Origin of the sequence: Pedobacter nutrimenti (genome assembly GCF_003208655.1) — a bacterium.
Lineage (GTDB): Bacteria > Bacteroidota > Bacteroidia > Sphingobacteriales > Sphingobacteriaceae > Pedobacter > Pedobacter nutrimenti.
In genome coordinates this window covers 48,570-73,839 of the sequence record NZ_QKLU01000003.1, presented here as the reverse complement: position 1 = coordinate 73,839, position 25,270 = coordinate 48,570, and the positions used below count along the sequence as shown (strand labels likewise).

Sequence of the window (25,270 nt, the reverse complement as noted above, 5' to 3'; positions counted from 1 at the left end):
TTTTATTAAAATACGAAGTAAAGCCCCAAACAAAAAGCTTGAGGCTAAAAAAAGATTACTTAATGGTTTCTACTATTTTGCCACATGTCAGCATGGAGTTGCCGTAATACGGATTTTTAATTGCTTTCTCACTGCTTAGCCAGTTGGCCTTTTTCATTGGGCAATATTGCTGGTAAATAGGTTCGGCGGATAACTTCGTAGATTTAGCGAGTGCAATCATTCCATTAGAAAGACCTGCAAAATGTTCACGTTGACTTTTCAGGTCCTTGCTTTCAGCAATCATACCCGCATGTTCCAACAAAGAAACTTTCATTGTCTTACTGACAGTTTTATCTTCAGTACTATTTAATACCTTAACCAATTCTGCTGATTTTGAGGCCACAAGATTAGCATTTCCTGCTACAAGTGCGTCCTTGGTTTTATAGTAAAGATTTAGCAGGTCGCCAGATTGAGTGTGATCAGAGTGGTCTTGCGCATAGCTATTATATACAAGGGATGTTGCTAAAAATGCAACTAAAAGAAATATTCTTTTCATGATGATTTGATTTCAATGATTTATAGAAAATTATAGGCATAGGAGTTACTCCTCCATGCAAAAACTATGAAATCACTTTAATCAAATCTGAAAACTTTGAATGCTTATCCGTATATCCCGTATGGGTGGATGATAGCTTCTTACGAAATATTTAGTATTGGGTTGATATACAGAGAATGCCAAAGCATCTAACTGACAATAAGTGGGAAGTAAAGTGAAAAAAGTCGTTGGCTGTATGCTGAATGCTATTTTAGAAGGCGATACTTTGTCTTCCTTTAACAGTTTTGTGACTTCATCCTTACAGCATTCATCTTTATCTTTTTTAGTGGTATGATTATCTGTTAAATCATGATGAGCGTCCGCTGATTTAGAATGGTCATGATTAGCATGATCATGACCTGTATGTTTATGTGATTCTATAGCATGTTGCTCCTCTTGAGGAGTACTATGCTGCATCGTAACAGCGCAGGCAAAACCAACCACTGTGTTTAATAAAAACACAACCAGTAAAAACACTGCTTTTAATGGTACGGATAGTTTTCCTTTCATCAATATCAAAATTACGTGATATTTCACCACCTGGATTTATATTATTTTGTTATAATTTTATATAATTCTGGCATGCATCATTAATTGTAGAACAGTTCAATACAGCTATTGTTTAAAATAGTTTAACAGAACCTTTTGATAGCAAGATAATAAATTAATAGTCAATAGTAAGATGGTTATTTCCCAGTAGAGCAATTAAGGGTCTACGAATATCAGTAAACCCTTAATTATAGCTTTTATAGGATGTTAAAGTGCATACTCACCTTTCATTCTTAAAGTGACCTTAATTTCCTTGTCACCACTATTCCTGAAATACCAACCATGTTTTCCTTCAAACGGGGACAGAAAAGTACCCACCATATTGTTTGAGTAAGCAATGGTATAACTATCAAAATAAGTGTTTTTACTTGGCTTCAATTCTTTCGGTTCTCCATGAAAATCGAAATAAAGATCACCACTATTAGTCACCCATTCGTACTTCATCTGTCCGTGTTTAAGCATGTGAATTTTATATTCTATTCCTTTACCCGCCGGAACAATTACTTCAATGCTATCTTCTCTATGTGCATATTGTTGCATCGGAGCGGGTAAATCAGCCTCTGTTGGTCTTTTTACATCTGGACCTGAACCTGCCTTTTCCAATTTGATAACAGGGTTGTTTTTTTTGACCATCATTTGAGACTCTTCACCCATACCATTATTTGGAACATATAGTTTTCCAAAACCAAAAGCCTTCCCTGTTCCTAATGGGTCAATACCGTATTCAGCAGGTAAGATTGCTGTAACCAATAAGATAGCGGCGGCTACTAATGCAATCAATACTGCTTTTATAATTTTACTTTTTTCTAAGATTTGATGACTCATTTCTGCCATTGTATGTTTTATTAAGATGTGAAATAACCTGTTAACTGGAAACCTAATAGGAGAAATCCTGCTGCCATGAGCATGGTATTTGTAAAAGTAGAGAACTTCATAAAGCTTGGATATCTGCGCCATATGGTGATCAATGCAAGAACCAGAGCAAGTGCGATAAACTGGCCTATTTCCACACCGATATTGAAGCCTAATAAATTGGTAAATAAACCTTCCCTACCGAAATTGAAATCCTGCAATTTACTGGCTAAACCAAAACCATGAAATAAACCAAATATCAGTACTGCGGCTTTGGTATTGGGTTGTTTACCGAAGAAACGCTGAAAACCTCCGAGATTGTCAAATCCTTTATACACAATAGAAAGTGCGATAATTGCGTCTATCAGATAAGCATTAATGGCAATATTGCACATCACCCCCAGCAACAAAGTGATGCTATGGCCTATGGTAAAGAAGCTGACGTAAAGCAGTACTTCTTTAGGCTTATATAAAAAGAAAATCACCCCAACAAGAAAAAGCAGGTGGTCATATCCTGTAAGCATGTGCTTAGCTCCAATGTAAAGAAAGGGGCCGAAAGCCACACCTTCATTACCTGTTAAGAAGGTCTGTGTATCACCATCCACCCCATGCGCAAAAAGGTGATTGCTCATACCGCCCAGGATAAGTAGTACGGCAAACGAAATTATTTTTTTAAAATTCATATTTTCCATTTAAAAGCAGGTGTATCCAAATCTTATAATCAGGATACACCAATTTTTTATTTAATTAGTGTTTGTGACCATGCGCCGCTTCAGCACTGTCCATTGCTACTGTGTCTTTAGCTACTGCTGTACTATCGGACTTCACGACCGTAGTATCCACAGTTGTCGCCATAGTTTCTGTAGCTGTTGAATCTGTGGTTGCTTCTTTCTTAGTTTCATTTGAACAAGCCGCGAATAACATCGAAGACATGGCTGCAATAATTAGTGTTTTTTTCATTTTGATTTTTTTTAATGATTAATGGATTATAGAATTTATTGTTTATTTGTTTTTGATATAAGAAGAAGGGCAATCGCCAATATCCCCAATGAAATGATGCCCCCATAAAGGAAGTCATTTCCTGGAAAATAGCTTCCGGTGAACCCAGCAATGGGATAAGCAATCGCCCACCATAAATGGGAAAAGGCAAAATGAGAACCGAATACTTTCCCTTGTTCCACTGAGGCTATATTTTCTCCTATCAACGTTTCGGAAGGCATCTCTGCTAAACTTTGACCTAATCCGGCAAACAGCCAAAGGACTAACAAAACAGTATAACTGACATAATTTGCTCCTGCTATAGCTAGTCCAAGTAGCAATACACCAACTATCAGCGATACACGTCTGCTTTTAGACTTATCCAGATTGCCCGCAACAAAAGCCGCTACCGCTGCGCCGATACCAAAGGCAGCCATTACCCAACCATATTGTTTATCACCCAGTAAAAGCCCGCTTTTGATATGAACAACTGTGTTCACTAAGATTTGTGCCCCTGCAATTGCAGAAATAAATTCAATGGCCAGGGCAAATCGGATCAGCTTATTTCCAAAGAGTAGTTTTGCTCCTTTGACTACATCTGCCCATGCAGATAAAGGCTTCTCTGATATTGAATGAACAGGTCTACTTATCAGTTGAGCTGGAAGCATCAAGATCAATATACCTGCAAGAATAAATGATGCTGCATCAACAAAGAATATATCCCTTGCTCCAAACCATACGGCTATAATTCCGGCTAATCCTGGCCCAAGTACCCCTAACAATTGAAATGTTGCAGTAGATAAACCAATCGCCTGCCTGTAATTCCGTTGGTCAACAACCTGTGGAATTATAGATTTATAAGTTGGCGTAAAAAAAGCATTGAACACATTTAAAAGAAAAACCAGTACATAAATCTGCCATTCGGCATTTACAAAAGGCAAACAGCAGATAATTACCATTCTGATAAAATGTGTGATATACAATATTTTTTTTCGGTCAACCCGATCCGCTAGTACTCCGGCAAAGGGGGAAAAAATGATGAAGGCAACCACTCTAAGCGTTAATGCAGAGGCTAGAATTACCGCTGAATTTTCCTTACCAAACTGATAGGATAACAATGCAAGCCCTACCCAGGTAAACGCATCACCTAACAAACTGATAGTTTGCGCGAAATACAAGATAGCAAATGCTTTATGTCTTAGCGCCTGAAAAGGCTCCTTTAACACCGTTATGAGTTTTGCCTGTGCCATTATTCCTCTACATTTTTCATTGCTGAAAGAAGCGTGTAAGCTCCTTTAAGTACAACAGTAGAATTACGGTCAAAAGTCTCTAGCAAGATAACCTCTGTATGTCCTTCCTGTTCAATACCTTTCTTCACCGGGATCATTTTAAATGTAGATCCTTTTGCATCTGAAGAAGTGGTCTGGATAAATATGTAATCCAGGCCATCTGATTGCACAATAGCTTCGTTAGGTAAGGCTGGTACAGACTGATTTGTAGTTTCAATCATTGCTTTGGCATACATACCTGGGAACAAAGCTGCGTTTTCGGCATTAAGCAAACGGCAATGAACAGGTACAGTTCCCTCATTACCAGTCGATTTTCCAATCAGAAAAACTCTCGCATTGCGATTGTATCCGGTTTCATTCGCCAATGCGAATTTAATAGATTGACCTACTTTAATTTTAGAAGCATCCCTTTCGTAAACATTCAATGCGAGGTGCATTTGACTTTTATTGGCCAGTTCAAATATTACGTCCGTTGGATTGACATATTTTCCGGTAGTTGCGTTGTTGAGCGTTACATATCCGTTAATAGGTGAATACAAATTACTGGTTTTAGAAATCTTTCCAGATTGAAGGCTTTTCGCATTAATCCCTATCAGCGACAGTTTCTGCTCCAACCCATTCATTCGCGCCTGGATTATTTTGTATTCAGAATTTACCTGCTGAAAAATTTTTGCCGAGTTTACATCTTCTCGCCTAAGTTGTTCCTGCCTTTTGTATTCCAGGGCCAAAAACTCAAAACGGCTTTTGCTTTCCAAATATTCCTGCTGAATATCAATAAATTCAGGATTTTCAATAGTGGCAATTACTTGTCCTTTGCTGATTTGCTGACCTAATAATAAACCAGCGCTTTTGATATACCCTCCTAAAGGAGCAGATATGGAAACCATATTCTCCGGGGGTACATCAATAGCACCATTTGCTTTAATGACATCACTCAATGAACGCATTTCTAATTTACCTGTTTGTAACGCGGCAACTTCGTACTGGTCTTTAGACAAGGTTACTTCATCACTAGGTTTAGCGGTGGCAGCCTCCTCTTTCTTTTCTTCTGTGGAAGCCTGATTACAGGCTGTAATGGTTAAAAGTGACAGCGTGAAAGCTGCGATATAATTAAGTGTCTTCATTTTGCTATTTTCTATTTTTACTTTTTACCTGTGATATTTTCTATATCCAATAGATTCTGGTTATAAGCAAACAGCTCATCCAGGTAATCAGATTTAATTTTAATGGCTAAGGCTAAACTTTGTAAGTATTGCAGGTAAGCAATTTCACCCCCTTTAAACCCTGCTTCTGCATTCTTAATGATCAGATCAGCTTGTTTTAACGCGCCTTGTTCATAATAGTCCAGTGTGCTGGCATTTTTCTGACTCTGTTGTAAAAGCTGACTAAAATTGCCCTGCAAAATACTTTGCTGATCCTGTAGATTTGCTGATGCAATTTGCTGGCTTACTTTAGCCGCATTTACCTTAGCCCTGTTTCCCCCAGGCAACAATGGAATACCGATACCTACCTGAAAACCACTAAACCGATCCGAGCCCGTATAGTTCTGTGTCATCCCGTTAAAGTTTTGCAGCCCATTAAAAGACTGGTTAAAATATCCAACCGAAAAATCAGGCAATCCTTTTGCTTTTTGAACCTGGGTTTCCTGTTGCTTAACTCTCAATTCCTGTTTCAAATAATTCAGGTAAGGATTATCCGCTAGTATGGCGCTATCCTGATTAACCTTAAAAGGCTTTCTCTGAAGTTTATTTTCAAGGACAATAATCTGCTGGTCGGTATTGAGCAATGTTTGCAGTTCTTTTTGAGCAATATGAATATCTGCTTCAACTTGTCTACCCGCATTTTTAAGTTCCATTAATTGTGTTTCCGAGGTTACCTTTTCCAATCGGTTACTTTCTCCTGTACGGTAACGCAGGTCACTCGCCTTTAGCAAATTGGTATATAGGCTATCCTGATAATGTATCAGGGTCTTTTTTTCGTCCAGATATACCAGCTTATAGTAAACACTTTTAACCTTATTAATCAATATCAATGCCTGAACATCAAATTGCCCCTGTGCCTTGGTTACATTCTCTGATGCTAACTTGGACTGTCCTGAATAAACGGTTGGAAATTCTATTTTTTGGCTGACACTAATGTGGTTGTCCCTTGTATTACTATTGATCTGTCCCTGCTGATAGATCACATTGGTACGTTCAAGCGTAAGGCTGCCTTTTTTTAGTTCCTTTTGATAATCAATTCCAAATGCCGCAGCCTTAACACCATTATTATTTTTCAAGGCTAAATCAATCGCTTGTTGAAGGCTCAACTTTTCTACCGGGCCATCTTGGGCAAATGCACCAGAAGGCATGAACAAAATAGATGACAATGCCAGAACAATAAGTGTGTTCAAGGCAGTACCTGCTTTTGGTTTGTTAAATTTTTTCTCAAAAAAGATATATAACACAGGGAGTACCAACAGCGTAAGCAATGTAGCGGTAAGCAGACCACCGATCACCACTGTAGCCAAAGGACGCTGAATTTCCGCTCCCGATGAATTAGAAATGGCCATGGGAAGAAAGCCCAATGAAGCAACCGCCGCAGTCATGAGTACCGGACGTAACCTTATTTTGGTTCCGGTGAGTACCCGCTCAGTAATATCGGACATACCCTCTTCTTTTAAGCGGTTAAACTCAGAGATCAAAACAATTCCATTTAACACTGCAACACCAAAGAGTGCAATAAAACCAACACCTGCTGAAATACTGAAAGGCATATCCCGGATCAATAATGCAAAGACACCACCAATAGCGGAAAGCGGGATGGCGGTAAAAATAAGCAAGGTCTGTTTGATAGAATTGAAAGTAAAATAGAGTAAGCAAAGAATGAGCAACAACGCCACCGGAAGCGCAAACGCCAATCGTTTGTTGGCTGCCTGAAGGTTTTCAAATTGGCCGCCATAGGTAACATAGTAACCAGCAGGAAACTTTATTTTCTGATCAATCTTAGCTTGAATTTCTTCTACAATGCTGGCCACATCACGGTCACGGACATTAAAACCAATGGTGATTCTTCTCTTGGTATCGTCCCGTTGAATTTGATTTGGGCCATTTTTAAATTCCACTGAAGCGACTTCCTCCAAAGGAATTTGCTGACCTGTTGGTGTAGAAATATATAGTCCTCTAACATTACCAATATCCTGTCTATCTTGTTTGTCTAAGCGTACAACCATATCAAACCGTTTTTCCCCCTCGTAAACCAAACCTGCGGTTTCACCTGCGAATGCGGTTTTAATGGTGCGGTTGATCTCTTCAACATTTAATCCATATTGAGCAATTTTATCCCGGTTAAACTTCACCTGTATCTGAGGCAAACCTGTCACTTCTTCGACATAAGTATCATACACCCCCTGAATAGGCTTGATCAGTTTACCGATCTTTGCCGCCTCAGCGGTCAGTACATCCAGGTCTTCTCCGTAAACCTTCAGCACCACATCCTGTTTGGCACCAGTGATCAGCTCATTAAAACGCATTTGGATGGGCTGCTGAAAGCCAAAAGTAGCCCCTGGTATTACAGCAAGCGCCTTCTGCATCGTATCGGCCAGTTCCTCTCTGGTCTTGGCACTTGTCCACTCGCTTTTATCCTTCAGGATCACCATCATATCACCCGCTTCAATGGGCATCGGGTCGGTTGGAATCTCTCCTGATCCGATTTTATTTACCACCTGTTTGACTTCAGGAAAGCCAAGAATGATCTTTTGCGCCTTTCTGGATACCTCGATCATCTGGTCAATCGAACTTCCGGTTAGCACCCTTGTTTCCACCGCAAAATCTCCTTCATCCAATTGAGGGATAAATTCCCCGCCCAAACGGTTAAAGGTTATTACGCTGATCACAAAAAGAACAATTGCTGCTATGACCACAACTGCCTTGTGCTGAATAGCCTTTTTGATTAGCGGACTGTATAATCTCTGGAAGTAATCCATCATTTTATCTGAAAAATTACGCTTATGGGTCGTGTTCTTGCTTAAACCTAAAGCGGCCATCATAGGCACATAGGTAAGTGATAGAATAAATGCACCTAGAATTGCAAACATCACCGTTTCTGCCATAGGCCTGAACATCTTACCCTCAATACCCACCAATACCAATAAAGGCAGGTATACAATCAGGATTATGATTTCCCCAAATGCGGCACTTGTTCTGATCTTAGAGGAAGCCTGATAAACCTCTTCATCCATTTGCTGCTGATTGAGCCGGGCAATTCCTTTTGCGGCAAAGCTTCCTATGGCAATACGGTGAACGATACTTTCCACTATAATTACTGCCCCATCCACAATAAGTCCAAAATCTATCGCCCCCAGGCTCATCAAATTGCCCGAAACCCCAAACAGGTTCATCATACAGATGGCAAACAGCATAGATAATGGAATTACAGAAGCCACTACCAACCCCGCACGTAGGTTCCCCAAAAACAGGATTAAAATGAAGATCACAATCAATGCTCCTTCAATCAGGTTTTTGGATACCGTACCAATCGCATTATCAACCAACTTTTTACGATCTAAAAAAGGCTCAATAGTTACACCTTCAGGTAAGGTCTTTTTGATCTGCTCAATTCTTTCCTTCACGTTATTGATCACCTCAGAAGAGTTGGCACCTTTCAGCATCATCACAATACCTGTAACTGTTTCACCTTCTCCATTTCGTGTTGCAGCACCATAACGCACACTGTTTCCAAACTGAACAGTAGCCACATCCCGGATTAGTACGGGGATTCTGTTATTGATTTTGATCACGATCTTTCCAATATCGTCCAAACCACCCACTAAGCCTTCACTCCTGATAAAGTAGGCATTTGGTGACTTATTAATGTAAGCACCTCCAGTATTTTGATTATTGGTTTCCAGTGCTTTAAATATGTCGGCAATACTGACATTTACACTACGCAGGCGATCAGGATTTACAGCAATTTCATACTGTTTGACATAACCACCAAAGCCGCTGACCTCGGCAACTCCCGGAGTACCCAATAACTGGCGTTTAACGATCCAATCCTGAATGGTACGTAATTCAGTGGCATCGTATTTCTTTTCATAACCTTTTTTAGGGTGGATCACATACTGGTATATTTCACCCAGACCTGTGGTAAGAGGAGCCATTTCAGGCTTACCCACACCTTCAGGAATTTGTTTGGCGGCATCATTTAAACGTTCTCCAATCTGCTGACGTGCCCAATAGATGTCTACATCTTCTTTGAAAACTACAGTAACTATGGACAGGCCAAAACGGGAAAAGGAACGGATTTGACTAATGCCCGGAATGCTGGCCATTGTTTGCTCTACCGGAAAAGTAATTAACCTTTCGGCTTCCTGGGCGGCCAGACTTGGGGTGACAGTGATGACCATAACCTGATTGTCTGTAATATCAGGTACGGCATCAATAGGTAATCGGGTAATGGAATAAGCACCCCATGCAATCAATGCAAGGGTAAATAAACCAATAACAAGCTTATTCTTAATAGAAAACTCTATGATCTTATTGAGCATTTTGAAAGTTTATTGTAAAAAATCAGAAAAAGAGATTGCATAGGCAATCCTGTTCATTTACTTCAACAGCAAATAATTCCGGTAATTAACAATAAACAGGGGGGCCTCTTAGTGAAGCTGCATCTATATGAAATAGCGCAGGGGGATGCTCAGGTGGTGGTGTACAATACTGTTGAACAATTACAATGGGTTCCTGTGTAAAATTATACAACACCAAAACCAAATTCACAGGTACACTGACATCTAAGTGCTGGAAATCTAATTTCTGAACAAAGTCACCATCAAGTTTTACATTATCAAAAGGGGTCGCTGAGCGGTCTTCATGATGATCCTGATGATCGTGGTGATCTCCGGCATACTCAATTGCTTCTTCATCATGATGGTGCGAAATGAGGTTATGAGCCAATAAAAGGCTGAACGCAAAGCCAATAAAAACACGGGCAATCCATAATCTCATGTTGCAAATATATACTTAACTGTTAGAAATCCTGTGCAATTGTATAAATTGCTATCGAAATAGAAATAATTTAACTCAGACATTGCAGGTGAGGCCTGAAAAAAATGCTATAAAAGCCGTCACTGGAAGCACTCCAAAACAAACACCACAAGCAAAAAAAGGTCATGGGCAATTTTCTTGATTCTTTTGACCTTCTAGTTCTTTATTATTATTTCGTTCAAAGCAGATCTCATCAGTACAACAATTATCCTCTAGGTTGCAGGGAACACCAGTTAAAAAGAGTACATAAAATGAAAAAAGGCAAACGAACCATTTCATGGTTTCAAATATATCAAAATTTTAATTCCATTGTATGTTTTTTTGCTTCAAACGAATTGCCCAACTGAGGTCTTTAATCATATATGCTTTAAGTTCTGCACCAATAGTTTTTCACAAGCAATTTCACTTAGAATTTCTGCTGTTCTTTCGTCGTAGCTAAGCTCCCTTGTTCCATCAAATGCTTCTATTAATTGAACAGTAAGTATGGTTCCTAGTTTTAAATTTTTACTGTTTAAAAACTTCAAAAAAACATCAGAAGAGTGAATAACACCAGATAATTGAATAGTTTCTCCAACTTTGCACTCACTTAATTTTCTTTGATCAGGAAAATCTATTTTTCCATTTTTATCAGGTATAGGCGCACCATGAGGATCAAATTTTGGGAAATCGAGGGCTTCATCCATTTTATCAAATAAGGCATTTGACTTTACATGCTCAACCTGTTCTGCTATCTCATGCACTTCATCCCAGCCAAACCCCATTTTTTCCACTAGATACATTTCAGTAAGACGGTGTTTTCGGATAATTGATGCAGCTTCTTTCTTTCCTGTCACCGTAAGGATTACTGGCTTATAGGTTATATACCGAACTAAATTTTTATCTGCTAGACTCTTCATCATGCTAGTCACAGTTGGCATCTTTATTCCTAAAAACTTACTCAATTCATTCACACCAGTCTCTCCGTTTTCATTAGCCAAAATGAAAAGCGCTTTTAGATAGTTTTCTTCTGTTTGGGAAATCATAGAACAAAGTTAAACATAAAACCTTTCCGAATCATCTAATAAAAAATCGAATAGTCGAATTAATTTTGTTAGTGATATCTAACTTTATATATTTGCATATTGAAATATTAAAATTAGACCAATGAAAAAATCTTTACTTGTTACATGTATTTTAGTTGGACTTGTCACAATTATACAATCCTGTTCTAAGCTGGAACCAGCTTCGCCTAAAGACGAGAACTTATTAGATGGGCCGGTTGAAGGGTTAAGTTATGAGGAAAGCCGAAGGTTTCTATCAGGAGATGTAGCATTTAATGACGAAATCTTTACTCCTGAAAAAGGCTTAGGGCCAGTTTTTGTAGCTACAAGTTGTGGAAGTTGCCATGCAGGGGATGGCAAGGGACATCCATTTACCACACTTACCCGTTTCGGACAAATTGACGAAACAGGTAACAAGTTTCTAAATCAGGGTGGCCCTCAATTACAGAATAGAGCTATACCTGGATATATGCCAGAACAAATACCCTTAGGAGCTACCTTTTCTAAATTCACACCTCCTGCTAATACTGGATTAGGTCTTTTAGAACTTGTTTCTGATGCAGACATTCTGGCAATGGCAGATCCAGACGACAATGACAACGATGGGATTTCCGGAGTTCCAAACTATGGTAACCTGCCGCAGTATATAATTCCCTTTGCTAATGCAATTCAAAAAGATGGAAAATATATCCATCGATTTGGTAAAAAGGCTGCTGCTTATAGTCTGTTACATCAAACTGTAAATGCATATAACCAAGATATAGGAATTACTTCAAGTTACGATCCGGTAGATGTTTATACTCATCTTACCATTGATCCAGAGATTTCGACCCAAACCGTAAATGATGTTGTGTTTTATTTGCAAACGCTTAAAGCCCCCATTCAACGTCAGCAAAATGACTCTGAAGTTAAAAATGGTCGGGTAATATTTGACAGGATAAATTGTTCAGGTTGTCATAAACCCACTTTAAAAACAGGCATATCCACTACAAAGGCACTGTCTAACAAAACTTTCCATCCTTATACTGATCTATTATTGCATGACATGGGAGCAGGACTTGATGATGCTTATACAGAAGGGACTGCAAAAACTTTTGAGTGGAGAACACCACCACTTTGGGGCTTAGGTCTTTCACCAAACTCTCAAGGCGGACAATATCACCTATTACATGACGGGAGAGCAAAAAGTATTGAAGAGGCTATAACCTTACATGGTGGCGAGGCTGCTAATGCAAGAAATGAATATATCCAGCTTTCAGCGGCTGATAAAAATGCACTCATCAAATTTTTAAAGTCACTGTAGCCATGAAAAGAAAAGATTTTATAAAAAACTGTGGTTATGCTTGTTTAGCAGGGCTGGGAATTCCAACCCTGCTAGAAAGTTGTAGTTCTTTACAGATTTTATCAGGAGAAATTGCTGATGATAATTTGGTTGTCCCTATATCAGATTTTATAATCAAGTCTAATAAAAAACAATTTAAGAAATATATCATTGTGACCAATGATCTGCTAAAATTTCCTATATGCATATACCGCTTTAATGAAAACACGTATTCCGCTTTATGGATGGAATGCACTCACTTAGGAGCAGAATTACAAGTATTTGGAGACAAACTGCAATGTCCCGCCCACGGTAGTGAATTTAACAACAAAGGAATAATGCAAAATGGCCCGGCTGATACCAACCTGCGAACATTTGCAATCGTTATCGAAACGAATCAACTAAAAATCTCCCTTAAAGCGATATGAAAAAAGTAATTACTACACTCACAATTATATTAATTGGATACTACATAGCAGAAGCTCAAATTGACCCGAAACTTCTTAAAAGATCAACATTAGACACAGCTAAACAATCCTTAAATATGGATGCCGTTTACGAACGACCATTCATCACTGTGGGGAAATTACCAGTTTCTTTAGGGGGGTATATGGAAGCAAACTGGCAACATTCAGGTACAGATGGTGTTTCCGAGGGACATCAATTTCAGTTTAGAAGAATGACGCTATTTGTTGCTTCCACTATTAGCAAACGCATTAAATTTTTATCTGAAATTGAATTTGAACCAGCCGAAAAGGAAATTGCAATAGAATTTGCCGCCCTCGATCTTGAGCTTCATCCCCTATTGAATTTAAGAGGTGGAATGATTATGAACCCAATAGGTGCCTTCAATCAAAACCATGATGGGCCAAAATGGGAATTTACGGATCGTCCGATTGCGATGACACAAATGTTACCTGCAACATGGAGTAACGCCGGATTTGGCATTTATGGAAAACACTATAATACAAATTGGATGTTTGGTTATGAAATTTATGCATCCAGTGGGTTTGATAATTCGATTATTGCCAACAAAGAGAATAAGACCTTTTTACCAGCTGCAAAAGAGAATACTGAAAGGTTTGAAGAAATGGCCAGCGGTCAACCGCTATTGACAGGAAAAATTGCAGTCCGACATAATAAAATAGGAGAAATCGGATTATCCTATATGGGCGGGATATATAACAAATGGCTAGATGACGGGATTGTAATAGACGACAAAAGAAGGTTAAATATATTTGCTATTGATTTTAACACCACTTTGCCTAACCTTAACACTTTTATTACCGCAGAATGGGCATGGATCAATATAGATGTTCCCACAACATATTCGCAACAATTTGGTAATAAACAACAAGGAGGATATGCCGACATTGTACAGCCAATATTAAAAAGAGAAATTCTGGGTTGGCAAAATGCCACCATCAATCTTGCCTGCCGCTTTGAATATGTTGATTGGAATGTTGGAAAATTCAAAGAAACAGACGAAAATATTGGTGATGAATTATGGAGCATAATGCCTGGGATTAGCTTTAGACCAAGACCACAAACCGTTCTAAGGGCTAATTACAGAATTCAAAGTCAAAAGGATTTGTTAGGCAACCCACCAACCAAAACTGCCGCAATACAATTTGGAGTATCAACTTATTTTTAATTGGAACTTTGAAAATGAAATAGCCAAAATCAATTTACATTATTTAACAGGGCGAAGTACGCATACGCGCCAAAAACCATACTTGAATCGAAATGGTATAGAAGAATAAAAAAATAATGTCTAAGAAAGTAATTGACATTTTTAAATTCTTCTTTTTGTCCCCACGATTTGACTTCGCCGCCATGTTGTTTTTTCCTACGAGTTTGTTACACCTCTACAGAATTTCAGCAACACGATTTGTTTTCTTGTATTGGGGGACATGGAACTGTCCCATAGCTACAGAACACACAGCAGTCTCCATCTTGAGGTTTTAATCTTGTCTTGCATTTTTCGCATTCATAGAAGTACTGGCAAGAATCTGTCGGCATTATCTCCATTTTTTGATGTTGGCAAACAGGGCAAGTTATGGTAGATTCTAGTATTATTGCTTTAGTTGTCATTGGTTGATTTATTTATGATTTTATAACCTGTTTCTTTCTCTACTGCCTCTTCCAATTGTGCTAAAGAAATCTGCGTAGAATCAAATTTTACAACAGCTTGTCCTTCCCCATAAGCAATGCTTTTGGAGTTCCTAGCAAATAATATCCGGATCTCTTCAATACGTCTTCAAATTACACGATTTATCCTACCTTCAACAATAGATGCAAAAATTTTATTTTTCTCTTGTAATACTGAATTATATTTTTATACATTTGGAAAAAATATTTTTTTGTGAAAATAGTTAACTGGCTTATTGTTATTATCATCCTTGTCATGAATTTCGTGCCTTGTAAGGATATGAACAATTCCAGAGCTACTGTAACAAATAGAATTTCTAAAACTATAGCAGACGACGGCCATTCAAAATCTGATCTTGATTCCTGTTCTCCATTTTGTTCTTGCTCCTGCTGCAATACACCTATACCAATCAATCAAGTTGTGCATATAAAAACCATATCCTTAATATTGAAAAAGGAATATGTTGATTTATATTCGGCCAATGCAGCTTCCGTTTCTCTTTCCATTTGGCAACCGCCTCAATTAAGTTAGTTAAATCATCATGTTATTGCTTGCGGTTCATTTCTCATGAAGTGTTGTCGACTATGCATTAATTAGTTTTTTATCTAACATAATTTTAATTCGATGCTGAAAAAAATCATTCAGTTTTCTATACAGAACAAGCTTGTTATTGGACTGTTTACCCTTGCATTAATTGCCTGGGGTATTTATTCCCTTAAACAGCTTCCTATAGATGCAGTACCTGATATTACAAACAATCAGGTGCAAGTTATTACTTTAAGCCCTTCACTGGCCAGCCAGGAAATAGAACGCTTAATATCCTATCCGGTAGAACAGTCCATGTCTACTATTCCTGAAATACAGCAGGTTCGTTCCATATCAAGGTTCGGATTATCCGTAGTGACCATTGTGTTCCACGATGACGTAGATATTTACTGGGCACGTCAACAGGTTAATGAAAAGTTAGCTGAGGCTAAAAATAATATTCCCGGCGGTTTGGGAAACCCTGAGATCTCACCTATATCGACTGGTCTTGGTGAGATATATCAATACGTGATCCATGCCAAGCCGGGATTTGAGAAAAAATATACTGCACTTGAACTTAGAAGCATTCAGGACTGGATTGTAAGAAAGCAACTTTTAGGCACACCCGGCATTGCAGAGGTGAACAGCTTCGGCGGCTTATTAAAACAATATGAAATTGCGCTGGATCCTGATAAGTTAAGAAGCTTTAACTTAAGTATTAATGACGTCTTCACTTCATTAGAACAGAATAATCAAAACACGGGTGGCGCTTATATTGATAAAAAACCTAATGCATACTTCATCCGAAGTGAAGGATTCGTAGGCAGTATCTCTGATATTAACAAGATCGTAGTTAAAAATAGTCCAAGTGGTATACCAGTACTAATCAGGGATATTGCAAACGTCCAGATTGGCAATTCTATTCGTTATGGGGCACTTACCCGTGCTACACCTGAGGCACAAGGAGAAGCGGTTGGTGGTATCGTAATGATGCTTAAAGGCGCCAATGCAAATAACGTAGTAAAACAAGTTAAGCTCAAAATAGAGAGGATCAGCAAAACACTTCCTGAAGGGGTGGTCGTAGAACCATTCCTTGACCGGAGCGCTTTGGTAGATAGAGCAATGGGCACAGTCGCTAAGAACCTGATTGAAGGCGCGTTAATTGTAATCTTTGTATTGGTACTGTTCCTTGGAAACTTCCGGGCCGGACTGGTCGTTGCCTCAGTGATTCCGCTGGCGATGCTGTTTGCCATTTCCATGATGAACCTGTTCGGGGTATCAGGAAACCTAATGAGCCTGGGTGCAATTGACTTTGGTCTGATCGTTGATGGAGCCGTAATTATTGTAGAGGCCACGATGCACCACCTAGGCATGCGTAAAGCAGGCAGAATGACTCAGGAGGAAATGGACAAAGAAGTATATGAATCTGCTGTAAAAATCAGGTCTGCTGCTGCTTTTGGGGAGATCATCATTTTGATCGTTTACCTCCCTATCCTTGCATTGGTAGGTATTGAAGGTAAAATGTTTGGCCCGATGGCCCAAACGGTTTCCTTTGCAATCCTGGGTGCATTTTTACTCTCTATGACGTATGTCCCTATGGTATCTGCATTATTTTTGAGCAAAAACCCAACCCACAAAAGAAACTTTTCTGATCGTATGATGGATTTCTTCCACAAATACTATCACCCAATGATCAAAGGTGCATTAAAACGCAGAATGGCTGTGACGATTACCTCTATCGCATTATTGGTTGTCAGTCTATTCGTCTTTAGCCGAATGGGTGGAGAATTTATCCCAAATCTGGAGGAAGGTGATTTTGCAGTTGAGACCAGATTACTAACAGGAAGTTCCCTATCCCAGACGATTGATAAAGTGAACCAGGCATCAGCCATTCTAGTGAAAAAGTTTCCGGAAGTAAAAGAAGTGGTTGGCAAGATTGGCGCTGCTGAGATTCCTACGGATCCGATGCCGATGGAGGCTTGTGACTTGACCATCATCCTAAAAGACAAAAAGGAATGGACAAGTGCTAAGACCCGCGAAGAACTAACTGAAATGATGAGTGACGCCCTCAAAGAGGTGGCGGGTGTGAGTTTTGGCTTCTCCCAGCCCATTCAGTTACGCTCCAATGAACTTATATCTGGTGTCAGACAGGACATTGGTATTAAAATATTTGGTGATGACTTGACTGCATTAACGGATTTTTCTAAAAAAATCGGGAGCATTGTTTCTTCGGTCGAAGGTGCCAAAGACTTATACCTGGAGCAAGCCGAAGGTCTTCCCCAGATAGTAGTTAAAATAAACAGAGATCGAATTGCACAATACGGATTAAGTGTAGAGACTGTGAACCAGGCTTTAAATGCAGCATTTGCCGGACAATCAGCGGGGCTGGTTTACGAGGGAGAACAGCGTTACGACATGGTAGTTCGCCTGTCTCAGGAAAACCGTCAGGGTATTGATGACGTTAAGAATGTATTTGTTACTGCACCAAATGGCAATCAGGTACCATTGGAGCAACTTGCTGATGTAGAGTTTAAAATTGGCCCGAACCAGATCCAGCGTGAGGACACCAAGCGACGTATTATTGTCGGTTTAAATGTACGCGGTCGCGATATTGCCAGTGTGGTTGAGGAAATACAGACTAAAATAGAGCAGCAGGTTAAGTTGCCGGCCGGTTATTATATTACCTATGGCGGTCAGTTTGAAAATCTTAGAGAAGCAACCAAAAGATTATCAGTAGCAGTACCCGTAGCTTTGTTACTCATCCTGTTGTTATTGTATTTTTCTTTTGGTTCTATTAAACAGTCCTTGCTGATCTTTTCTGCCATCCCAATGGCCGCTATCGGTGGCATCTTCGCTCTACTGCTAAGAGGCATGCCGTTCAGTATTTCGGCGGGTGTTGGTTTTATTGCACTTTTTGGGGTTGCTGTACTTAACGGGATCGTGCTGATCACTGAATTTAACAGGCTCAAAAAAATAGGAAAATATACCTTGAACGAAATTGTACTGAAAGGAACAGAGCTGAGGTTAAGGCCAGTACTAATGACTGCCACTGTGGCTTCCCTTGGATTCCTGCCAATGGCCATTTCAACAGCCGCAGGTGCGGAAGTACAAAAGCCTCTTGCCACAGTTGTGATTGGCGGTCTGCTTACCTCAACAATTTTAACCCTTATTGTATTACCCGTGTTATATACTTATTTTGAAAGCTGGAAGGGCAAAACAAAGTCTATTCCTGCGACTGCAATTGCAATCATCATCAGTTGCCTGTTGTTCTTTAGCCCAACTGCAAAAGCGCAGATACCTGGACAAACTTTAACCATGACCCAGGCGATTGAAACGGCCATTAAAAACAACCAGGCAGTAAAATCTTCAGGATTGCAGATTAACCAGCAACAGGCCTTAAGAGGAAGTTCAACTGACCTGGGCAAAACAAGTTTCGATATCCAATATGGCCAGTTTAACAGCATACGAAAAGACAATAATTTCAGTGTATCCCAAAGTATCCCAAACCCTGGGGTATTCAAAAACCAGAGAGGTCTATACGATGCCCGAATCAAAAGTGCCGAAATTAATCTGGCTGTTACCCAAAAAGAACTGAGTTATCAAGTGAAAAGTGCATATACGCAACTGGCATACTTTGTTGCATTACAGGACTTATATAAAAGCCAGGATTCTGTATACAGTAATTTTGCAAAGGCAGCATCATTGCGCTACAAAGCAGGTGAAACCAATTTATTGGAAAGTACCACTGCCGAAACCCAATATAATGAAGTGTTAAACCAGATGAGTAAGAACCGATCTGATATTCTCGCCTACACAGCTGAGCTGCAAAGACTGCTCAATTCACAGGATATTATTGAAATTGCGAAAGACCAGTTTAAGCAAGACGAATACAATAACTTGGCATTAGACAGTGCAATTTCAGCTAATCCTCTGCTTGCGTTGCAAAAACAGCAGATTGTTGTCGCAGATAAGGCTCTTGCATTAGAAAAAGCACGTTCAGGCCCTGATTTTACCGTCGGTTATTTTAACCAGTCAATTATCGGAACGCAGAATGTCAACGGAAATGACCAGTATTTTAGTGGCAGTAAAAGGTTTCAAGGCGTTCAGGCCGGCATTTCCCTTCCAATTTTCTTTAAACCTTTTTCATCACGTATCAAAGCAGCAAGAATAGAAAAGCAAGTTGCGGAAAGCCAATTTAACTTATTTGAAACTAATCTTCAAGGGCAGTATAAACAGGCATATCAGGATTTACAGAAAAACGCAAGAAGTATTGACTATTACAAAAAGAGTGCTTTACCCAATGTGAATCTAATTCTAAAGCAATCACAAATCGCTTTTCAAAATGGTGAAATTGGTTATGTAGAATACTTGCAGGCCTTACGTACTTATTCAGAGATCCGGTTTAATTACCTGCAGGCCATCAATCAATACAATCAATCAGTTTACACACTTCAATACCTTATGGGTATATAATCAATAAGAAATGAAAAAGACAATTCATAATATCACACGTATCACTTCAGTACTGCTCTTGGCTATTTTAATCGCCTCTTGTGGTGGAAATAAGAAGGAAACTGAGGCAACAGCAGCCCCGGCAGAAGAAGCCCATGAGGAAAATGAGAATTCAGTGGAGATTACCCAATCACAATATAAAGCAATTGGTGTGACCTTAGGCTCACCTGAATTGAAGTCATTAAGCGGACTTTTAAAAGTTAATGGTTACATCGATGTTCCACCGCAGAATTTAGTAAGTATCACCACCCAAATGGGCGGCATAGTAAGGTCAACACCACTTTTGCAAGGCAGTAGCGTTAGCAAAGGACAAGTGATAGCTGTGCTTCAAAACCAGGAATATGTACAGCTTCAGCAAGATTATCTGGAAAGCAAAAGCCAGCTGGAATTAGCCGATTCGGAGTACAAACGTCAGCAGACGCTTGCAAGTCAGAATGTAAATTCACAAAAAACCCTGCAACAGGCAAAATCCCAGTATCAGATCATCCAGGCCAGAGAAAATGCATTAAAGCAACGCCTACGCCTGATCAACATCAATCCCGGCAGCTTGTCTCCTACGAATATCAGAAGTGAGATAAATATCTACGCACCAATCAGCGGTTATGTGACCAAGGTAAATGTGAATAGCGGGAAATTCATAAACCCTAATGATGTCATGTTTGAAATTGTAGACAATTCAAACCTGCACGTTGAGTTAAAGGTCTTTGAAAAAGATGTGGACAAAGTGAAACCGGGACAAGGCGTAAGATTTATCTTAGCGAATGATCCCGATACCATTCAACAGCGGGCCGTAGTTCAGCTGGTAGGAAAGGAAATTGCAACAGACAAAACCGTTACTGTACACGCAATTGCCAAAGGAAGCAAAAATTTTATTCCGGGTACTTATTTAAAAGCTTATATCGAGGCCGGTACCACCCAAGCTATGGCCTTACCACTCAGTGCTGTAGTTGATTTCCAGAATAAAAAATACATTTTCATTGCAAAAGCGGCAGGAAAAGAGGCCGGCCATGCAAAAGAAAAAAATGAAACGGGACATAAGCATGATCCAAAGGAATCAGAGCATGAAAAAGAAGCTGAAGGAGAATCCTTTCACTTTGAGATTCTGGAAGTTACTACTGGAACCAGTGATGGCGGATATATACAGTTGGAATTGCCAAAAGGTATGGATCTTAAAGGAAAGGTTGTTTTAACGGGAGCTTACGATCTGCTATCGAAATTGAAAAATAGCGAAGAACATGAGGGGCATTAGAAAATACTCAAAAAGAACTAAGTAAATAGAATGAAATTATGTGCAGCAAATCTGCGCACATAATTTCTATGTACCCTAATTTAAAAAATGGCTTATGATTTTTAACCCGTTGAAAAGCCGGTATGCGGTACTTTATGCGTTTGCGGTGTTTTTCATAACCGCATCGATATCGCTACGTATTGCTTTTATTTATGTCTCGCTTAAAGATACCGAATTGACTTTAAAAAGCGCCTTAAGTATATTTACGAAAGGTTTGATTTTTGACTTTGGAGTAGTTTTATATTTTGGCCTCTTGTATGCAATTTATCTATTATTACTGCCTCAGAAGTTAAACCGCTCATCTTTTAATAAGGTTGTCAGTTATATAATTGTCTTTTTAATGATCTTAATCTCTGTGTTCTCCTTTTTTGCGGAGTTCACCTTTTGGGGAGAGTTTGAAAGTAGGTTTAATTTTATTGCTGTTGACTATCTGATCTATACGCATGAGGTTGTTAATAATATCAATGAATCTTACCCTTTGCCCTACCTAATTTCTGGTGTAGTTGCCATTACTATTGCAGTTATGGTTCTACTGATCAGGACCAACAATTTTAGTGACAGTTTCAAATCCAACACAAGGTTCAAATGGCGACTTATCCATTCGCTGATCATGGGTTTATTGATTGCTGTTTACGCATTGTACATAAACAATAGCTGGGCGGAAAAAAGTGAAAACCGATATCAGAATGAACTATCTAAGGCGGGAATTTATTCCTTCTTTTCGGCTTTCAAAAACAATGAACTCAATTATGAACAGTTTTATTCACTATTGAGTAATGAGCAGGCTTTTGCCATTACCCGGAGTTTACTTAAGGAGTCAGGCTCCAGATATACAGGTAACTTACAGTCGATTAGAAAAAACATCAAACCGTTAGGCGGTGAACAACAATTACCTAATGTAATCATGGTTGTACTGGAAAGCTTTAGCGCAGATTTTATGGGGAAATTTGGGAATGAACGGAAAATTACCCCAGTATTGGATTCTCTGGCAGATCATAGCTTATTCTTTACGAATATGTATGCCACCGGCACAAGGACAGTACGGGGAATGGAGGCATTAACACTGGCTGTACCCCCAACCCCCGGAAACAGTATAGTCCGGAGGGAAAAGAATAAACAATTGAGCACTATTGGCAGCATTTTCAGAACCAAAGGCTATCAAACAACGTTCTTTTATGGAGGCGACGGTTATTTCGATAACATGAACCAATATTTTGGCAGTAATGGGTTTGACATTGTGGACAGGGGCAGGAAACTCGCCATTGGTGATGATTACAAAACAAGAAGAACGATGATACCCGACAACGAGGTCAATTTTGAAAATGCCTGGGGAATCTGCGATCAAGATTTATTTGGTGCAGTACTTAAGGATGCCGATGCAAAATTTACGGCTAAGCAGTCATTTTACAATTTTGTAATGACCACCTCCAACCATAGGCCGTTCACTTATCCTGAAAGAAAAATTGACATTCCCTCTGGTTCTGGCAGAGACGGCGCGGTAAAATACACTGATTTTGCAATTGGTCAATTTCTAAAACAGGCCAAATCAAAGCCATGGTTCTCCAATACCATATTTATTTTTATAGCGGACCATTGTGCAAGTAGTGCCGGTAAGAACGAGATCGATGTAGCGAAATATCATATCCCCGCATTAGTCTATAATATACCGAATAGTAGGCCAACTCGTATAGATAAGATCTGTTCGCAGATAGACCTTTATCCCACTTTATTTTCCTTACTGAACTGGTCATACATCAATAATAATTATGGCAAAAATGTACTGGACAGTACTTATGTTCCCAGGACAATGATTGCCACTTATCAGAAGTTGGGTTTTATGAAGAATGACAGTTTGGTCATTTTAAGTCCTCGCAGGAAAGTTGAATCCGCTTTTTACAACAGATCAACAAACGAACAAAGGAAGGAAAAAGTTTCTCAGCAACTGATCAATGAGGCGATTGCCTATTACCAGACAGCCTATTATTTATATAGTAAAGGAGGGCTAAAAGAGTAACCTCTCGGCCGCTCAAAGTTTCAACACTAACATCAATCCCATAGTTATGAAAACAGACAAAAAAAATGGAAATCAACCAAAAACCCTACCTGTGAAAAACGGGGCTAAATCAGCGAGCACCAAAGTCGGGGCCGTTGGTAAATCGGATAGTCATGTCGAAGAAAAAGGGCATGAACACAGCGGAGTTTTCGGAAAAAATACAGAGCTGATATTTTCATTGATTTGCGGAACTGCTCTGGGAGCGGGCTTCGGATTATCTTATGTGGCAGGTATGCCTGAACTGGTCAGTCTTATCCTTTATATAATTGCCTATTTCTTTGGGGGCTTCTTTACGGCCAAGGAAGCAATTCAAACCATAATGAAAGGCGGGTTTGAGATTGATTTCCTGATGCTGGTTGCTGCAATCGGGGCTGCCATATTGGGTTCATGGATGGAAGGTGCCCTGTTGCTATTCCTTTTCAGTTTGGGACATGCACTGGAACATTACGCAATGAGTAAAGCACGTAAATCCATTGAGGCGCTGACCAGCCTAGCTCCCCCAACTGCATTGGTGGTTAGGGATGGCAGCCAACAGGAAATTCGTATTGAAGAATTGGTTTTAGGGGATCTCATTGTCATCAAACCCAACAGTAAAATACCGGCGGATGGTGTGGTTATCAAAGGCGAAGGAAGCGTAAATCAGGCACCGATAACCGGGGAAAGTGTACCGGTCGACAAATCGCCTGTTCCTGATCCAAATAAAGATTACACCAATGAAAAAAGCATTAAACCCCAATACCGTGTGTTTGCAGGTACCATAAACGGGGCAGCTGTTCTGGAAGTTAAGGTGATCAAAGAAGCCAAAGATTCAACCATTTCCCGTCTGGTAAAAATGGTCAATGAGGCGGAGAAACAAAAATCTCCAACTCAGTTGTTTACAGATAAATTCGAAAAGTACTTCGTGCCAGTTGTACTGGTACTGGTGGCAGCGCTATGTTTTGCTTTCCTGGTGATCGACGAACCATTTAGCAAAAGCTTTTACCGGGCGATGGCTGTATTGGTGGCCGCTAGTCCTTGTGCGCTTGCCATTTCCACTCCAAGTGCGGTATTAAGCGGTGTCGCCCGTGCTGCCAGAGGTGGGGTTTTGATTAAAGGCGGAAGACCACTAGAAGACCTGGGATCTCTGAATGCTATTGCTTTTGATAAAACCGGCACGCTGACTGAAGGAAAACCTCAGTTAACCAACGTGATCCCGTTAAACGGGATTTCTGAGGAGGATTTACTGGTCGTAGCCATTGCAGTAGAGAAACTAAGTGACCATCCCCTTGCAGAGGCTATCGTCAAAGGAGGTCTTGAAAAACTTAAAAAGCAATCTATTCCAGAGGCCAGTAAAGTGAAAGGCATCACAGGACGGGGCGTACAAGCGGAAGTTGGCGGTAAAAAGATACTCATTGGAAATAAGGCATTGTTTGAAAAAGACAATGTACCAGCGGAGATCATCAAACAAGTGGAAGACCTGGAAAAGGGTGGTCACACCTCTATGCTGGTCAAACAGGATAAGGATTTCATAGGTATTCTATCTCTGATGGATGTACCCCGTAAAGAGGCTAAAAATGTGCTGAAAGAACTTTCTGCGTTAGGTATTAAAAAAATGATCATGCTGACAGGGGATAACCAGCAGGTGGCTGAAGCTGTTGCTAAACAGATCGGCATCACTGATGCGATGGGTAACCTCATGCCAGAGGATAAAGTTAAAGCTGTCCAAAAACTGGATAAATCGGAAAAAATGGTGGCTATGGTTGGTGATGGTGTTAATGATGCTCCGGCAATGGCCAAGAGTACGGTAGGTATTGCTATGGGAGCTGCCGGATCTGATGTCGCTTTAGAAACCGCAGATATTGCCCTAATGGGAGACAAGCTGGAAAGTCTGCCTTTTGCAATAGGCTTAAGCCGCAAGGCAAAGGGTATCATTAAGCAAAACCTTTGGATTAGTCTGGGTGTAGTGGCAGTTTTGATACCGCTTACGATTCTGGGGGTGACCTCTATCGGGCCCGCAGTGATGGCACATGAAGGTTCCACCTTAGTCGTCGTTGGGAATGCACTTCGCCTCCTTGCCTATAAAAACAACCAAAAACAAACCATTAAGTCTGGAAGAAAGAAGAAAGCTTAAAGAC

The 25,270-nt window shown here is 39.8% G+C and carries 19 protein-coding genes; 8 read left to right on the top strand and 11 right to left on the bottom strand.

The window, feature by feature from the left end; genetic code table 11:
• Positions 1–55 precede the first annotated feature (55 nt).
• The 10 genes from B0O44_RS08525 to B0O44_RS08480 all read right to left on the bottom strand — a co-directional run bounded on the left by B0O44_RS08525 (position 56) and on the right by B0O44_RS08480 (position 11,287).
• Positions 56–535: a DUF3347 domain-containing protein gene (locus tag B0O44_RS08525; protein ID WP_110829300.1), complete on the bottom strand. Its 480-nt coding sequence runs from the start codon at positions 533–535 to the stop codon at positions 56–58.
• An 81-nt stretch (positions 536–616) separates the two neighbouring features.
• Entirely contained in the window at positions 617–1,084 is a 468-nt protein-coding gene (locus B0O44_RS08520; protein WP_110829298.1) for an HYC_CC_PP family protein, read from the bottom strand.
• Positions 1,085–1,330: 246 nt separating this feature from the next.
• Positions 1,331–1,957: a hypothetical protein gene (locus tag B0O44_RS08515; protein ID WP_110829297.1), complete on the bottom strand. Its 627-nt coding sequence runs from the start codon at positions 1,955–1,957 to the stop codon at positions 1,331–1,333.
• An 11-nt stretch (positions 1,958–1,968) separates the two neighbouring features.
• Complete coding sequence (locus B0O44_RS08510) at positions 1,969–2,658, bottom strand: HupE/UreJ family protein (RefSeq protein ID WP_110830376.1); 690 nt, start codon at positions 2,656–2,658, stop codon at positions 1,969–1,971.
• A gap of 64 nt (positions 2,659–2,722) precedes the next feature.
• On the bottom strand, positions 2,723–2,935 hold the full coding sequence (locus tag B0O44_RS08505) for a hypothetical protein (RefSeq protein ID WP_110829295.1): 213 nt from the start codon (positions 2,933–2,935) through the stop codon (positions 2,723–2,725).
• A 35-nt stretch (positions 2,936–2,970) separates the two neighbouring features.
• On the bottom strand, positions 2,971–4,203 hold the full coding sequence (locus B0O44_RS08500) for an MFS transporter (protein ID WP_110829293.1): 1,233 nt from the start codon (positions 4,201–4,203) through the stop codon (positions 2,971–2,973).
• The gene (locus B0O44_RS08495) at positions 4,203–5,366 is read right to left on the bottom strand and encodes an efflux RND transporter periplasmic adaptor subunit (RefSeq protein WP_110829292.1); all 1,164 of its coding nucleotides are present in this window, start codon (positions 5,364–5,366) and stop codon (positions 4,203–4,205) included. The genes B0O44_RS08500 and B0O44_RS08495 overlap by 1 nt, the downstream gene beginning before the upstream one ends.
• A 17-nt stretch (positions 5,367–5,383) precedes the next feature.
• The gene (locus B0O44_RS08490) at positions 5,384–9,769 is read right to left on the bottom strand and encodes a CusA/CzcA family heavy metal efflux RND transporter (RefSeq protein WP_110829290.1); all 4,386 of its coding nucleotides are present in this window, start codon (positions 9,767–9,769) and stop codon (positions 5,384–5,386) included.
• Positions 9,770–9,854: 85 nt separating this feature from the next.
• The gene (locus tag B0O44_RS08485) at positions 9,855–10,226 is read right to left on the bottom strand and encodes a hypothetical protein (protein ID WP_110829289.1); all 372 of its coding nucleotides are present in this window, start codon (positions 10,224–10,226) and stop codon (positions 9,855–9,857) included.
• Positions 10,227–10,621: 395 nt separating this feature from the next.
• Positions 10,622–11,287, bottom strand: coding sequence for a metal-dependent transcriptional regulator (locus tag B0O44_RS08480; protein WP_068402213.1), 666 nt, complete (start codon positions 11,285–11,287; stop codon positions 10,622–10,624).
• 121 nt (positions 11,288–11,408) lie between these two features.
• Here B0O44_RS08480 and B0O44_RS08475 point away from each other — a divergent pair, with 121 nt between their 5' ends.
• The 3 genes from B0O44_RS08475 to B0O44_RS08465 are packed head-to-tail and all read left to right on the top strand — an operon-like array spanning position 11,409 to position 14,280.
• Positions 11,409–12,608, top strand: a complete 1,200-nt coding sequence (locus B0O44_RS08475; protein WP_068402215.1) for a di-heme oxidoredictase family protein — start codon at positions 11,409–11,411, stop codon at positions 12,606–12,608.
• A 2-nt stretch (positions 12,609–12,610) separates the two neighbouring features.
• Entirely contained in the window at positions 12,611–13,054 is a 444-nt protein-coding gene (locus B0O44_RS08470; protein WP_068402217.1) for a QcrA and Rieske domain-containing protein, read from the top strand.
• On the top strand, positions 13,051–14,280 hold the full coding sequence (locus B0O44_RS08465; RefSeq protein ID WP_068402219.1) for a hypothetical protein: 1,230 nt from the start codon (positions 13,051–13,053) through the stop codon (positions 14,278–14,280). Before B0O44_RS08470 ends, B0O44_RS08465 begins: the two co-directional genes overlap by 4 nt.
• 224 nt (positions 14,281–14,504) lie before the next feature.
• Here B0O44_RS08465 and B0O44_RS25355 read toward each other — a convergent pair whose 3' ends face one another.
• On the bottom strand, positions 14,505–14,720 hold the full coding sequence (locus B0O44_RS25355; protein WP_073233006.1) for a GDCCVxC domain-containing (seleno)protein: 216 nt from the start codon (positions 14,718–14,720) through the stop codon (positions 14,505–14,507).
• 271 nt (positions 14,721–14,991) lie between these two features.
• On the opposite strand from B0O44_RS25355, the gene B0O44_RS25375 reads away from it, so the two are divergent.
• From B0O44_RS25375 to B0O44_RS08435, 5 genes are all read left to right on the top strand, one after another.
• Positions 14,992–15,309 carry a DUF6660 family protein gene (locus B0O44_RS25375; protein ID WP_368388870.1) on the top strand — a complete coding sequence of 106 codons (318 nt, stop codon included), beginning with the start codon at positions 14,992–14,994 and terminating at the stop codon, positions 15,307–15,309.
• Positions 15,310–15,402: 93 nt separating this feature from the next.
• The gene (locus B0O44_RS08450) at positions 15,403–19,776 is read left to right on the top strand and encodes a CusA/CzcA family heavy metal efflux RND transporter (protein ID WP_068402223.1); all 4,374 of its coding nucleotides are present in this window, start codon (positions 15,403–15,405) and stop codon (positions 19,774–19,776) included.
• Positions 19,777–19,786: 10 nt separating this feature from the next.
• Positions 19,787–21,064 (top strand): efflux RND transporter periplasmic adaptor subunit, encoded by a 1,278-nt coding sequence (locus tag B0O44_RS08445; RefSeq protein WP_073233007.1) that lies wholly within the window; start codon positions 19,787–19,789, stop codon positions 21,062–21,064.
• Positions 21,065–21,443: 379 nt separating this feature from the next.
• Entirely contained in the window at positions 21,444–23,117 is a 1,674-nt protein-coding gene (locus B0O44_RS08440; protein WP_233603805.1) for an LTA synthase family protein, read from the top strand.
• A gap of 46 nt (positions 23,118–23,163) precedes the next feature.
• Positions 23,164–25,266: a heavy metal translocating P-type ATPase gene (locus B0O44_RS08435; protein WP_084359278.1), complete on the top strand. Its 2,103-nt coding sequence runs from the start codon at positions 23,164–23,166 to the stop codon at positions 25,264–25,266.
• The last annotated feature ends 4 nt before the right edge of the window (positions 25,267–25,270 follow it).